This is a genomic window from Rhodonellum psychrophilum GCM71 = DSM 17998 (genome assembly GCF_000381545.1).
In the GTDB taxonomy this organism is placed as follows: domain Bacteria; phylum Bacteroidota; class Bacteroidia; order Cytophagales; family Cyclobacteriaceae; genus Rhodonellum; species Rhodonellum psychrophilum.
Genome location: NZ_KB906675.1, coordinates 53,602 through 67,708 on the forward strand (window position 1 = coordinate 53,602; position 14,107 = coordinate 67,708).

Genomic DNA, 14,107 nt, shown 5'->3' on the forward strand with positions numbered 1-14,107 from the left:
CAAAAATCATCCTAAACCGAGAACAACCATGAAGAAAGTACTTTTTATCGATCGAGATGGGACCTTGATTATCGAGCCACCGATTGATATGCAGGTAGATAGCCTGGAAAAACTGGAATTCCTGCCAATGGCTATTTCCAGCCTAAGAAAGATTGCAGAAGAAACGGATTACGAATTGGTGATGGTCACCAATCAGGACGGCTTGGGAACAGATTCTTTTCCAGAAGATACCTTTTGGCCTGCCCAGAATAAGATGATGACTACCCTGGCCAATGAAGGCATCCACTTCGCTGCAGTGCACATCGACCGTTCTTTTGAGCATGAAAACCTTCCTACCCGCAAACCAAGAACAGGTTTGTTGGGCCAGTATTTTGACGGGACCTATGATTTGGAAAATTCCTTTGTCATCGGAGACCGAAAAACAGATATTCAATTGGCCAAAAATCTGGGAAGCAAATCCATTTTCATTGGTGAAACTTATGAAGAGCCGACCATCTGTGTAAACTCTTGGGAGGAAATCTATCAATTCCTGAAGTATCCTTCCCGCACCGCCACCGTCGAAAGAAAAACCTCAGAAACGGAAATCAACATCAAACTCAACCTTGACGGAACCGGCAAAACAAATATCAGTACAGGCATCCACTTTTTTGACCACATGCTCGACCAATTGGGGAAACATGGCGGCACCGATCTAGACATTCAGGTGAAGGGGGATTTGCACATCGACGAGCACCACACCATCGAGGACACCGCTTTGGCCTTGGGCGAAGCTTATTTAAAGGCATTGGGTGATAAAAAGGGAATCTACCGATATGGCTTTTTGCTTCCCATGGACGATGTCTTGGCACAGGTTGCCATTGATTTTGGAGGAAGACCTTGGATGGTTTGGGAAGCCGAATTCAAAAGGGAAAAAATCGGGGAAATGCCTACGGAGATGTTTTACCATTTCTTCAAATCCTTCAGCGACACTGCCAAGTGCAACCTCAACATCAAGGCAGAAGGCAACAATGAGCACCATAAAATTGAGGCGATCTTCAAAGGTTTTGCAAGAGCCATCAAGATGGCCGTTCAAAAAGATCAAACAGCACTGAATCAACTCCCAAGTACAAAAGGAGTATTATAAAAAATATGGACTGGAAGTTGAATTTCTTCATTTTCCAGTCCATATCAATTTTTGACCAAACTAATATTTTTAGCCTTGTACAATCGCTCCTTTTAAACCTGGGCTGGTCAAAAGACCTCCAAATTCACCAATCACGGAAGTAGGTACATTCAACTCAACCGCAGCTTCCACTACAGCCTGAATAAACAGATCGTAATCTGCTGAAGTGATCAAACCAGTCATTCTGGGATTGGTAGCGGGATTGTGTGCATCAACCATATTCAAACCATTGTATTCGATGTTTTGAGAACCGATGCTTTCGGCCAACAAATCACTGAAATCAGATACCAGCATGGTAAAACCCGAAGTATTTCCCGCACCAACTTCTGCCAAAAGTACTGAGAAATAAGGTTGAAGGGAATTGTATTTGCCACCTTCGTTGGTCGCAATGATCAATACAGTACCCGTCACCACCGCTCTCAATGGAATATATCCAGCCTCAATCAATTGACCTTCGTTATCGGGATCAGCAACTAAACCAGAGCCACCCAATCGGGAATAAAGGTCAAGCGATGCTCCATCGGCACGCTGTACAATGGGTTGTCTTACAGATTCCAACAACTGTCCAACAGGTCCAATCACGTCAGCAGAAGTAATTCCAGCCTGGGCTGCACCTTCCACCACTGCACCGATGAAGAGGTCATAATCTGCATTGTTGATCGTTCCATTCATCCTGGAATGCAAAGCAGGATTGTGCGCATCTGCCATGCTCAACCCCGTATAACTGAAATTTTTCGAACCTGTGGCTTGCGCCAAAAATTCTGAAAACTCCATTACCAAATGGTTTAGACCTGAGGTTTCACCTCTTCCAACCTCACTTAACAGTACGCTGAAATAAGGCTGTAAGGCATCATACTTCCCACCTTCATTCGTGGCGATGGTAACAACAGTATTGGTCACGACGGTTCTGAGGTTCAAGAAACCCTGCTCAATCATCTGACCCGAATTCATGGGATCAGCCACTCTGGTTTCTCCACCCAACTTGGTGGAATAAAACGAATCATCCATAATGGGTTCCGGTCCATCCTCCCTGTCACAGGAAGACAAGGCGACAGAAAACCCAACAAGCGCACTGGCTAACCAGTAATTTACCTTTCTCATAGTTGTTAAAATTTAGTTATAATTAATTTTCAAAGGTTTTTTGGAAAAATGCCCCCAATTTATAGGTGAGGGAGCTTTTGTTGATTGCAGGACAGCTTTGCGCCAGCATGTCGTCTGAGGGTTGGAAAAGCACAGCAGAAGTCATGAAATTGTCATTGATGTCAGACACGATCTCCTGTGGCGATTTTTGGTTGCGGTCATAAAGGCAGACAAGGTGCCCCATAGAAAGATTGACTCGGGTATCTTTCATGCCATCCGTGTTTTTGACAAAATCCCTGATCGCATAGCCTTCCAAAGAATCCAAAGCGGAGGGAAAATCAATACGGCTCATGGTCATGGTAGGCATTGCACCTTCTTTGGGTTGTGTCACCAAGTAAATGTGTATGGCCAGCGTCGCTACCAAAAGGAGTACGATGGCAACAGCTCCTATCAAAATCTTTTTAATCATGGTCTTTCAATTTCGTTTGACCACATATACGACCCCCATTTTCCTTTTGGATTTAGGGAGATTGAAAAAATCGAAATAAATTCTGATTTTATAGTTCTAAAAATTTCTCCTCCAAAACCTAAATGGCTTGATTATTCTTGGAATTGGAGATGGGTTACCGCAGTATGAACACGAAAATCAAAAATCAACTTTCGTCGAAAAGTAGAGCCTTTTAGAAGGTTTTTGCAAAACACAAAATCCAAAGTATTGCTTGAAACAAACAAATACACTTTGACACGCTTAAAAAATAAAACACTGGATCCTTCCTAAATCAGACCCAGTTTCTCCTTGATTGCCCCGCGATAATTGGGGATCGCTTGTTCTTCTATAAACAAAAAAAGATAGGGTTCGATCAACTCCAATTCCATCAGATAAAAGACACCTTCAATCCAAACGCCATCTACCCTGGCATAAAGACAATTCTTCGCAAAAGCATTTACTAATTGCTGTAAACAGTTCAAATCTTCAGGTTTGGGAAGGACTTTACTGATATTTCCCCCAAAAAAATGTTGCACCCTGAAATCTCCTTCTTTGGCACTTTTGAGTACGGCATGGGAAAACTTCCCATTGAAATACAAATAAGAATATTCGCCCTCCTCCACTATTTGCTTGACAAATGGCTGCACCATGAAATCTTCTGTCGCCATCAATCCAATCATCTCCTCCTTTTTGGATAGCCACATTTCCCGATCCAACTTGATCGTATTTTTGGCTCCTCCACTGACGGTGGGCTTCAACACCAGTTGGTCCGTCTTAAAAACATCAAAGTACTCGGCCAAGTCAAAGGGTTGTTGCTTGGATAAAAAGCGGGTCGGCACAATCTGAAATCCCTGCTTTTGGACTTCCTCCAAATATCGTTTGTCCGAATTCCAAAGGATTGTTTCGATGTCATTGAAAACCGGTATCCCCAGTTTTTTGATGCGCTGACACCAGTCCAAAAATTCCGAATACCGATCAAAATAGTCCCATGGGGATTTGACCAGCAGATGCGAATATGTTTCCCATTTCACCAAAGTGTCCGACCAAATCTCAAATTTGAATTCCAAACCCAGATCAGTCAGGATTTCCGCCAGTATTTTATCTTCATCCAAAACGTTGGTTGCCGCATAGGAAATCTTTGATTCATAGGTAACTACAGCAATACGCATGGTTTTTTTTTTAAAGATTAAAGGTGAATTTGGCCAAACTTCTGCATTTTATTAAACCGAACAAAAAAAAACTATCAATTTATTATACTTTTGGGGTCCAATCGTATGCAAAAAGAAAAACTCGTCATCATCCCCACTTACAACGAACTCGAAAACATTCGAGAGATGGTCCTTTCCATAATGGAACTGGAAGGTGATTTCGATTTATTGATAATTGATGACAATTCCCCTGACGGGACCGCCCAAGAAGTCTTGGCGCTCCAAAATGAATTTGGGGAAAGACTTCACATGATTCAAAGAGAAGGTAAATTGGGATTGGGAACCGCATACATCAAAGGGTTTAAATTTGCCTTGAATTCCGGTTACCAATTCATCTTTGAAATGGATGCTGATTTTTCACACAATCCCTTGGACCTTATCAAACTCTACAAAGCTTGCGCAGAAGAAGGATTTGACATGTCAATTGGATCCCGCTATATCACAGGAGTGAATGTCGTGAACTGGCCGATGGGCCGGGTCCTGATGTCTTTTATGGCGAGCAAATATGTCCAGTTTATCACCGGAATCCCCATCAAAGATACCACTGCAGGATTCAAATGCTACAGAAGAAAAGTGTTGGAAGCGATTGATTTGGACAGCATCCGTTTTATCGGTTATGCCTTCCAAATTGAAATGAAATTTACCGTCTGGAAATTAGGTTTCAAAATCGTGGAAGTACCGATCATCTTTACGGACAGAACCAAAGGAACCTCCAAAATGAGCAAAAACATTTTTCGCGAAGCGGTACTGGGCGTGATATTTTTGAAACTGAAAAGTATCTTCAAAGGCTACAAACCTAATCAAAGCGAATTGCCTTGATGGGTTTGATATTGCTGATGAGCATTGCCGGCACGAAAAGCACGAGTGTGGTAACCAGCAAGATCATCAGATTCATCGCGATAAATACCGGCCAATTCCAATGAATCGGTACGAAAGCCATATAATAACTTTCAGGGTCCAAGGGGATCAGTTTGAATTGGTCTTGTAAAAAGCCGAGTCCCAATCCGATTGCATTGCCGATCAATAGTCCCCGACCAATGATCCGGATGCCATTCCACACGAATATTTTTCTGATTTGGGAGTTTTTTGCGCCGACGGCTTTCAGGATACCGATCATTTGGGTCCTTTCCATGATCAAGATGAAAAGAATCGACACCATGTTAAAGGCCGCCACAAACAAGATCAATCCAAGAAAAACGTACACGTTGTTGTTGAGCAGGGTCAACCAATCAAAAATCTCCAGGTATTTGTCCGTGATCTTGATCAACTTCAGGTCATAATCCATGATCTCATACAAAGGATCGATGTAGACATCCAATTTGGAGGGATCGTCCACAAAAATCTCGAAACCGCCCACTTGGTCATCTGTCCATCCATTGAGATTCCGAATCGTTTGGATGTCCCCAATCAGGATTTTGTCATCAAAATTTTCCAGATAGGTTTCGTACAAACCCACGATTTCAAATCTCCTGAATCTTGGGGGCTCCTGGACAAAGTACATGGTGACGCTTTCTCCAATATCCAAAAGCAGCTTGTTGGCCACTTTTTTGCTAAGGAGGATTTCATTGCTGGCGGAAGAATCCGAAAAATGGATGAATCTACCCTTGGTGATGGATGCCTTGAAAGTCAAGGAATCAAAATTTTTGTCGACGCCTTTCAAAAGGACACCCTCAACTTCCTGGTCACCTTTGAGCAAACCAGGTTTATGGGCATAGACCTGAACATGTTTGATAAAATCGACCTCAGGGTAGTTTTGGTAAAAATCCGACTTCGTGGAAGTGGGTGATTCTTCGAAAGCATTTCCTGACATGAATTTCATGCCTTGATAATGTCCGGTAAAACTAAAAACCTTGTTCGAAATTTCATTCTGAAAACCGCCCAAGATCATGAAAGATATCAGGGAAATAGCCAAACCGATGGCGACACTCGCCACCGCAATCCTGTGGATGGTACCCGTGAAGCCTCCTGTACGTTTAAAGCTGATTCTTTTGGCAATGAAATAGGAAAGGTTCAATGAAGTTTATTTAATTTGGTGCAAATCTAGCGCAAAATAACATGAAGCATATTAAAATAACATTTCTCTTGACTTTTTTACTTCAATTCATGGCTTTTTGCAAAAGCCCGGAAAAAGTCCCCATGAAGGAAGTTGAAAAGCAGGATACCCTTATTTTGCCAGCTGCCGATAGACCGGAAGCGTATTTGCCACTTTTGGAGGGAAAGCGCGTGGGCTTGGTGGTCAACCAAACAAGTATCCTCTCCTCAAAAGACAATATGCACCTGGCGGATTTCCTGATGATGGAAGGCATAAACGTGGTGAAGGTTTTTGTACCAGAGCATGGCTTCAGAGGGGATGCCGATGCTGGAGAAACTGTCAACAGCGAAATTGACAAGAGCACGGGACTTCCCATTGTTTCGCTTTATGGAAACAACAAAAAACCATCGGCCGAATCGCTGAAGGACTTGGACATCATCATTTATGACCTTCAGGATGTTGGGGTTAGATTTTTCACCTACATCAGTACACTCCATTACCTGATGGAGAGTTGTGCAGAGAACAAAATGCCGCTTCTCATCTTTGATAGACCCAATCCCAACGGCAATTATATCGATGGTCCGGTATTGAAAAAGGGATTTGAAAGTTTCGTGGGCATGCATCCCATCCCAGTGGTCCATGGGTTGACCGTCGGTGAATTGGCAAAAATGATCAATGGAGAAGGATGGTTGAAAGGCGGAATCAAGAGTGATATCACGGTGATCCCTGTTGCACATTGGGACCATGCCAAAGCTTACAGCTTGCCCATCAAACCCTCCCCCAACCTGCCCAACGATGTCGCTATCCGACTTTATCCTTCCCTCTGTTATTTTGAGGGAACAGATGTATCCGTTGGCCGCGGCACCTATTTTCCTTTTCAGGTTTATGGATTTCCCGATAAAAAATACGGGGACTTCAGCTTCACGCCCGTCAGCATCGTGGGCATGTCCAAAACACCCCCGCAGCAGAACAAGGAATGCTTTGGCAGGGACCTGAGAAATGAATCCCTGGACCATCAGTTCACCCTTCAATACCTCATGGAGGCATATCAGGTGTCCGGCAAAAAGGAGAAATTTTTCAACAACTTCTTCGACAAGCTTGCCGGCAATGACCAACTCAGGAAGGACATCTTGGCTGGAAAGCCAGAATCAGAAATAAGACTGGGTTGGCAAAAAGATTTGGATGCGTATAAGATCATGAGGGCGAAGTATTTGATCTATTGAGCTTGTCCCGAGTTAAATATTATCCCCACCATTCAACAAGCGAATAAAATATCCCTTTCGGGATTGTAACAAAAGGTCTTCATCATCAATAATTAAATTCATGCGCATTACTCTTCAAAAATCCCTTTTTATAAGTGTTTTCTTTTTAGGATTCATCCATCAGGGATTCACTTTAGGAACCGAAGAAAAATCCCTGCTTTGGAAAATCTCCGGAAAGAATCTCAAGCAGGATTCGTATCTGTTTGGCACCATCCATGTCATTTGTGAGGATGATTTCTTTATGGATGCCCGGATAGAAAATGCATTGAAGGAAAGTGAAAAATTGGTCCTTGAAATTGATTTGGGAGATCCCAACATGATGATGGAGATGCAGAAAACCTCGATGAACCCTGGGATGAAGAACATTTCCAAAGAAATGGAGCCGGAACAAATCGTTGCACTCGATAAATTCCTGTTGGAAGCTTATGGCGCAGGACTTGATCAGTTTGGGATATTTAAACCTTTCGTCCTTTCCTCGATGGTCATGCTCAAAATGCTTCCCTGCACAGCCCAAAGCAGCTATGAAATGTACTTTATGGACAAAGCCAAGGAGCAGGAAATGTCAATAAAAGGATTGGAAACCGTTGGTTTTCAAATGGGCATATTCGACAATATCCCAAGAAAACTCCAGGTTGATGAATTGGCCAAAATGGTGGTCGATGAAAATGGCATGGAAGAGTTCGGCGAACTGACCCAGAAATACCTTGAGCAGGATCTTGACGGATTGTACGGCATCATCACGGACAATGGTGTTTTCCAGGAATTCGGAGACCAGTTGCTTACCGACAGAAACAAAAACTGGATTCCCCTGATCGAAAACCACATTGAGGAAGGTTCAACTTTCATCGCCGTCGGTGCGGGACATCTCCCCTCCGAAACGGGAGTCATTTCTCTGCTCAGAAAAGCTGGATATACGGTGGAAGCTGTGAATTGAGTGGTTTACAATTCACTTCACAGGAGTTTTAGATTTCAAAAGATACTGCCTACAGGATTTAACCCGTTTTGTACATTACAAACTCAATTCAATATTGTAATTCACTAATATCCATAAGGTGTTGACTATTTTTGACTTCACCCTATTGGAGTCAGGAATTATTCTCCCAATAGTCTGATTTTCTTTCAGTTTCAATCCAATTTGGAAACCTATTGCCTATTTCGGGTTTAAGATTTCTCAATGATTTCTTTCAACTTTTTCAATGCCTTTGGATAAGTTTCCTCGAAATACTCCAAGTGGCTTTCTGCGACGTCCAGATCCACGGTGATGGTTGTTTTGTGGTCTGATTCTTCAAAGGTATAGTTTTCGAAACCTCCAGTCCACTGCTCCACCTCTGGTCCTTCCAAAATCTCATCATCCCCGCTGAGTACGCCAACATGTTGGATGGAAACAAATTTATTGGGGATGTTCTCCGCGATCAGGGAAACCATTCCACCGATTTGGCCATTTTCATCTGTTCCTAGAAAATGAATTTTGCTGTCTTTTTCCCATGAACCTTCGAATGTGGATGTTGGGTTAAATTCCCCTGTCCATTGCTGGTAGGTTTCTTTGTTGTCAAGTCCCAACATGGTTGCGTATGCCTTTTCGGCTGAGGAATTCACTTCGATTTTATAATATAGTTTTTTCATAGCATTGGAGTTTAGGATTCAACATATTTTTTGAAATTATTGAGAATGGCCTGCCAACCTTCCCTTTGCAAATCAATTGAATTTTCTGATTCTGGATCAAAATTGATGGTCACATGGGTGGTGTCGCCAAGATCCTGAAAAGCAACCGTGACTTTCCGGCCATCTCCCAAAGTATAGGTGAATTTTTCACCAATTTTGATTTCATCATAAATGCCCTCAAAGTCAAAACCAAAACTACCGTCTTTGGCTTCCATTCTCGCCGAATACTTTCCACCGACGCGCATGTCATTGCTTGCCCTCGGACATTGCCAATCATCTGTGGCAAAATTCCATTTCGTAATGTGTTCAGGAAGCGTATAGTAATCCCAAACTTTTTCCCTATCAGCCAAAATGGTGGCCTGAACCAATATTCTCTCCATCTTTATTTTTGTTGGTTTTCGATAACTCTAAATCTCACGATTTCTGCAATCAAATCCAATGGTAAAGACGCGTCCAGTGGAAACTGAACGGATCCTTTTCCCTGTGTATAGCCGGAGAGTTTGTCCCTGAATTTTTCGTGTCCGGTAGGTGTGGCATAAAAGCCAATATGCTTGTCAAAGCCTCCAAAATACACGAGAGGCTTGTTGTTTGTTTTGTAGGCAGGCATTCCGTATGCCATACTCTCGATCGCTGCAGGAGCATTTTCCCTGATGGTCTGCCGAATAGATTTCAGCTTCCCCTGAATTTCCTCGGGAAAACCAGCGATATAATCGTCAACAGTCTGGATTTCTTTGTCCATTTTTTCTGGGTCAAGGATTATTGTGAATATTGGATTTTCACTACCCTTATTAAAATTTTTCTTATTGAAATAAAAATGCCCTTTTATCCGGTTTTGGACAATCTAAAAAACAGATCAAAAATTATCGCCCAACGACAGAAAATGAAATCTTACATCTGCTTTTATGCCTTTTTGAAATCCCGGCAGATTGAAATACCTGGACTTTTTTAAGTTGGAAATGTATCTATTCAAATTTAACGAAAATGCGCAAATGAAACACGGTCATTTTTGAATTTTGAAAATTTCAAAAAAGAATTCTCTCCATAAATCCCCGGTTTTTTACAATGGGTATTTCTGTCAGATTTATTGAATTCAATGGAATTCTAAAAATGCATTGCAGTGGGAAAATATTTGTTCCAAACCTAAAGGATTTTTGAATACGTCACCCCCTATCCCAGAAATTGAAATCCAAGTTTAAGATTTCTGTCATCACGATGGGATTTTAAAAGTCCTTCGATCAATTGATAAAAATGCCCCCCACAAAAAAACTTCCTATACAACAAATTTTTCCAAATCTCAAATCACGATTTAAAGGGGTAAAAACACTCTTGACCGTCAGTCAAAACAATAATTAACCTATCACTCATTCCTTTTCAAAAACCAAAAAATGCTGAATCTTCATAAACTGTCCATTTTCGACGAGACGGAAACCATTGGCCCCCAATTCCTTAGAAACTTGCTTTACGGTCATCTTGTGCAGCCTTTTGATCATCACCTTTGGGTCCTCCGCTCGGTATTCAATCAGGAGTAATTTTCCATCTGGTTTCAGCGATTTCCTGATCTCCTGCAATACTTCCTGCGGATAAAGCAACTCATGGTAAACATCTACCATGATGGCCAAATCGATGGCGTTTTCAGGGAGATTAGGAGATTTTTCACTTCCTTTAACCGTGATCACATTGTCAAAACCAAGAGTCTTGCTCTTCTCGTTCAGGTATTGGATTGCAGGATCCTGGATTTCCACCGCATAAATCTTTCCTTCCGGAACCTTCGGTGCAATCCTAAAAGTATAATATCCGGATCCCGCTCCGATATCTGCCACCCAACTGTTTTTGTCAATGGGAAGATTTTTGATCGCCAAGCCAGTATTTTCCTCTTCCGGCCGGCTTGCCCGCTCCAACCAACTCATCCCCATAAAATTCATGATGGAGGAAATCTCACGGCCCATATATACTTTTCCAGTTCCATCTGGAGCTGGGGTTTTGTAGGAATAAATAGTTTCAACTTTCTTTTCCAGCTGCTGGCTTTGGCCGTAGCAAAGCGTGATGCTCAGAAAGAGTGATAAAAGCACTGTCAGTTGTTTCATGAATTTTAGATTTACTGTCAATGTCGAAGTGGATTTTTGAGGAAATCGTTCTTTTAAAACCCAACAAATACTTTTAATGTTTGTACTTGATTGAAAGGATTTCTACTCTACGGAGAATACCAATCAAGATTGTTGAAGACATTTCCTATTCCCAATCCACCTCCACGCACTCCAAACATCAAATTTAAAAATAGGACAAAACGTAGATTACATTAAATCAAAATCTTTATAAATATGCTTTAATTATTGGAAATCAATACCTTATCCGTGTTTAAAAAAGCTTGATAAATAATATAAGAACCATTTTCATCTTTGATTACATTTAATTCCTGAACGTCATTCCCTTGCTTCACCTGAGTCTTTTCCCAATCCTCGGAAACGTAGGTTTTGAGGGTCAAGGGAAAATCATACAAGGGTCCCAAATCGTGGGTCAATTCCACTTGAATATTGTCTTGGCCCGGTGTCACAGTCACTTTCGATGCCATTTTTTCTCGCATGTATTTGGTCACTTCACCAAAGGTCCCCACCCAAATATCTTTATCCAAATCATGAATGTATTCAAAATAGGCTTTGATGCTGTCACTGCTTTGGGGTTCCCATCCGATTCCATCAATACCATGGTAAACCAAAACCAACCAAGGATTATTGACGGATTGAAGGCTTTGGTCGATCCAAGTTTTCTTGTCTGTCAAAGTGGTCTTGCTCAAAGGCCCTCTTTGCCATTGTGTATAGGCTTTTTCATTGTAGGTTGGATCAAAATCTCCGGAGCGGTTGATTTCGTGCAAATAGGATTCTGGCATTCTGTTCCTCAAGGCCGGGAATTCTTTCAGTGCATACTCCATCACCCGCTCATTCTCTGTTCCAAAAGGACACTCCGCCGAAAATGTATGCGCCTTGCCCAAATTGGCTTCGATGTCCTCTTTGCATTTCATCAATTCATACATCAGGTTCTCCTCGTCCAACACCGCCAATCGGGGATGGGAAATGGTGTGCACCCCAAATTCATGTCCCTGGTCTGCATATTTTCTGATTTCTTCCCAATCGATCATTTCCCCATCGATGATCTGAGGGGTTTTGAGTTGACGGATATTTTTCACTCGGATTTCTGAATATCCTTTATCGATCAAGGCACATGCCTCCTCTACCCTTCCCCGCTCAAACAGAGCTCCAGCTTGATCATGGTAAGCCACTGCTCCTTCCAGATCCACGAATCGAATGGCAGTGGCCCTTTCGAACAAGTTCTCCTCGGTGGTTTTCCTTTTGGAAGTTTCGGCAATGATTTCCAATATGTCCCTGCCGATGTATTTTGCAGGGTACTGTGACCCTGGGATTTCGCCGGTATTGATAAATATGGTTCCATGCATTCCGAGATCGTTCATGATCGGAATGGCCTTTCTGAATTGATTCAAGGTACCATCGTCATAGGTGATGGAAACTGCCAGTTTTTTTCCTTCATGCCAAGGAAGCACCTCTGTTTTTCCAATGTTTTGGGAATCCATTGTGCTTGAATTACATCCAAAAAATAAACCTGCGGATAGCAGGGTTCCTAATTTCATGATATTCTGTATTTTGGTCATAATTTTTGGATTGGTGCTTCGCAAGTAAAGATAGGAAAACACGCTTACCTCCTGAATTTCTGGCATCTAATTTTTATAAAAGGCTATTTTGACCAAGATTCGTCAAAAATTCAGTGAGTACTTGCCCGAAAAATCCTCAATGACAACACCACAAAGTGCAACATTGAAGACTTAGGGACAAGGTGCTGAGGTTTTGGGATCAATCGGATCCATTCAGATTCTTAGCCCCAATGTAGGAGATTTTCCTCCTTGGCCATTTCTTATCCTCATCCAATCATGGCAAAAAATTGATTTGGATAAATAAAATCAAAACTCCCCTTCAAATTCGGGAACAAAATATTCGATATCTTTAAGCATCAAATACATTGACAACTCCATTTTTTACAAAAACCACAATGTCTATGTCTTCACCATCACTTCATACCATCTTGGGCTCAACAGGCAATATCGGGACCCAACTGGCCAAAGAACTGAAAATGTACACGGACCATATCCGCTTGGTCAGCAGAAATCCCAACAAAATCAATGAATCCGACCAAATCATGAAAGCTGATTTGCTTTTGGAGAATCAGGTAGATGCGGCTGTGGCCGGATCAGACACCGTCTATCTGGTAGCTGGGATTACCTATCGGACAAAACTTTGGCAGGAACAGTGGCCCATCATCATGAAAAACACCATCCAAGCCTGCATGAAACACAATGCCAAGCTGGTCTTTTTCGACAACATGTATTGCTATGACCCGATGCATGTGGGCCATCTTACCGAAACTACACGTTTTTGTGATCTCTGTCTAGAACCTTTATTGGTGTCTCATCTACCTGTAGGTATTTTTGGCTGGTTACTATTAGTCGGAGTAACTCCCATAGTGGTTTGAGATGATACCAGCCTTTCATGATCCAATCCGATGCACTTGAAGCAGGGATGCGTACACCCATTTTGGTGTATTTATCGATCTGTCTGTGGAGCGGCATCCCATAGACGTATTTGTCAACAGTCATCTGGGCGATTACCGACTCGGATGGAATTCCTTTTTCTATCACCCTGTCAGGAAGAGTTCCGATGATGATGCCTTCGCCATTTGGCCTGGCATACTTGGGGCGGATATAGCGCTTCACATAGAATGATGCAGGAACTACCTCAAGTACTTCTGTCACTTCTTCTCCTATGATCACACAGCCCTTTGTAGATTCGGATGGTTGGATCAATACTTCTTCTCTTCTGAGTTCTTCGGGAAGAGACATACGTCCTGTACCTTTTGCTCTTTTCTTCGGAGCAGGCTTTTCTACCACAGGTATTGATTCGGAAAGTTCTTCCTGTACTGATCTGGTGGTGCCAAGTTCAAAAAGTCCCAGCTGGTCATCCCCTACGTTGTTTGCTCGTTTTTCACTCTTGAATCCAAAAAGATGTCTGCGGAGTTTGTCAAGTTCGAACTGCTGATCGGATATTATTTCTTCCTTCTGGATAAGAATTTCTTCTTTTTCAGATAGGGTCAACAGGGCTTCTTCATACAGCTTTTTGTAGTCTTTTTCCCCGTGTTCCATGACATAAAGAT

15 protein-coding genes are annotated in these 14,107 nt (G+C 42.2%); 5 read left to right on the top strand and 10 right to left on the bottom strand.

Features of this window, described 5'->3' with window-relative positions; genetic code table 11:
* The first annotated feature begins 28 nt into the window (after positions 1 to 28).
* Entirely contained in the window at positions 29 to 1,123 is a 1,095-nt protein-coding gene (gene hisB / locus F824_RS0106095; protein WP_026333530.1) for a bifunctional histidinol-phosphatase/imidazoleglycerol-phosphate dehydratase HisB, read from the top strand.
* Positions 1,124 to 1,192: 69 nt separating this feature from the next.
* Here the strand turns inward: hisB and F824_RS0106100 are convergent, their stop codons facing one another.
* From F824_RS0106100 to F824_RS0106110, 3 genes are all read right to left on the bottom strand, one after another.
* Positions 1,193 to 2,263, bottom strand: coding sequence for a globin family protein (locus F824_RS0106100; protein WP_019596980.1), 1,071 nt, complete (start codon positions 2,261 to 2,263; stop codon positions 1,193 to 1,195).
* Positions 2,264 to 2,285: 22 nt separating this feature from the next.
* Entirely contained in the window at positions 2,286 to 2,711 is a 426-nt protein-coding gene (locus tag F824_RS0106105; protein WP_019596981.1) for a hypothetical protein, read from the bottom strand.
* A 305-nt stretch (positions 2,712 to 3,016) separates the two neighbouring features.
* Positions 3,017 to 3,898, bottom strand: coding sequence for an ATP-grasp domain-containing protein (locus F824_RS0106110; RefSeq protein WP_019596982.1), 882 nt, complete (start codon positions 3,896 to 3,898; stop codon positions 3,017 to 3,019).
* A 105-nt stretch (positions 3,899 to 4,003) separates the two neighbouring features.
* On the opposite strand from F824_RS0106110, the gene F824_RS0106115 reads away from it, so the two are divergent.
* Positions 4,004 to 4,756: a polyprenol monophosphomannose synthase gene (locus F824_RS0106115; protein ID WP_019596983.1), complete on the top strand. Its 753-nt coding sequence runs from the start codon at positions 4,004 to 4,006 to the stop codon at positions 4,754 to 4,756.
* Here the strand turns inward: F824_RS0106115 and F824_RS0106120 are convergent.
* The gene (locus tag F824_RS0106120; protein WP_019596984.1) at positions 4,734 to 5,951 is read right to left on the bottom strand and encodes an ABC transporter permease; all 1,218 of its coding nucleotides are present in this window, start codon (positions 5,949 to 5,951) and stop codon (positions 4,734 to 4,736) included. The genes F824_RS0106115 and F824_RS0106120 overlap by 23 nt on opposite strands.
* 41 nt (positions 5,952 to 5,992) lie before the next feature.
* Between F824_RS0106120 and F824_RS0106125 the strand changes: the two genes are divergently transcribed.
* Together F824_RS0106125 and F824_RS0106130 are read left to right on the top strand one after the other, a co-directional pair.
* A complete protein-coding gene (locus F824_RS0106125) occupies positions 5,993 to 7,192 on the top strand; it encodes an exo-beta-N-acetylmuramidase NamZ family protein (protein WP_019596985.1) in 1,200 nt (399 codons plus the stop codon).
* A 100-nt stretch (positions 7,193 to 7,292) separates the two neighbouring features.
* Positions 7,293 to 8,165: a TraB/GumN family protein gene (locus tag F824_RS0106130; RefSeq protein WP_019596986.1), complete on the top strand. Its 873-nt coding sequence runs from the start codon at positions 7,293 to 7,295 to the stop codon at positions 8,163 to 8,165.
* Positions 8,166 to 8,392: 227 nt separating this feature from the next.
* On the opposite strand, the gene F824_RS0106135 is transcribed toward F824_RS0106130, so the two are convergent.
* From F824_RS0106135 to F824_RS0106160, 5 genes are all read right to left on the bottom strand, one after another.
* Positions 8,393 to 8,854 carry a hypothetical protein gene (locus F824_RS0106135; RefSeq protein ID WP_019596987.1) on the bottom strand — a complete coding sequence of 154 codons (462 nt, stop codon included), beginning with the start codon at positions 8,852 to 8,854 and terminating at the stop codon, positions 8,393 to 8,395.
* Between the two features lie 11 nt (positions 8,855 to 8,865).
* Positions 8,866 to 9,273 (bottom strand): SRPBCC family protein, encoded by a 408-nt coding sequence (locus F824_RS0106140; protein ID WP_019596988.1) that lies wholly within the window; start codon positions 9,271 to 9,273, stop codon positions 8,866 to 8,868.
* 2 nt (positions 9,274 to 9,275) lie between these two features.
* Positions 9,276 to 9,632, bottom strand: a complete 357-nt coding sequence (locus F824_RS0106145) for an iron chaperone (RefSeq protein WP_019596989.1) — start codon at positions 9,630 to 9,632, stop codon at positions 9,276 to 9,278.
* A 622-nt stretch (positions 9,633 to 10,254) separates the two neighbouring features.
* Positions 10,255 to 10,977, bottom strand: coding sequence for a class I SAM-dependent methyltransferase (locus F824_RS0106155; protein WP_019596991.1), 723 nt, complete (start codon positions 10,975 to 10,977; stop codon positions 10,255 to 10,257).
* Positions 10,978 to 11,216: 239 nt separating this feature from the next.
* Positions 11,217 to 12,533, bottom strand: a complete 1,317-nt coding sequence (locus F824_RS0106160; RefSeq protein ID WP_161629746.1) for a polysaccharide deacetylase family protein — start codon at positions 12,531 to 12,533, stop codon at positions 11,217 to 11,219.
* A 422-nt stretch (positions 12,534 to 12,955) separates the two neighbouring features.
* Here F824_RS0106160 and F824_RS27115 point away from each other — a divergent pair, with 422 nt between their 5' ends.
* Positions 12,956 to 13,429, top strand: a complete 474-nt coding sequence (locus F824_RS27115) for an NAD(P)H-binding protein (protein ID WP_081624977.1) — start codon at positions 12,956 to 12,958, stop codon at positions 13,427 to 13,429.
* Here the strand turns inward: F824_RS27115 and F824_RS0106175 are convergent.
* Positions 13,323 to 14,096: an IS66 family transposase gene (locus F824_RS0106175; RefSeq protein ID WP_019596995.1), complete on the bottom strand. Its 774-nt coding sequence runs from the start codon at positions 14,094 to 14,096 to the stop codon at positions 13,323 to 13,325. The genes F824_RS27115 and F824_RS0106175 overlap by 107 nt on opposite strands.
* Positions 14,097 to 14,107: the final 11 nt, after the last annotated feature.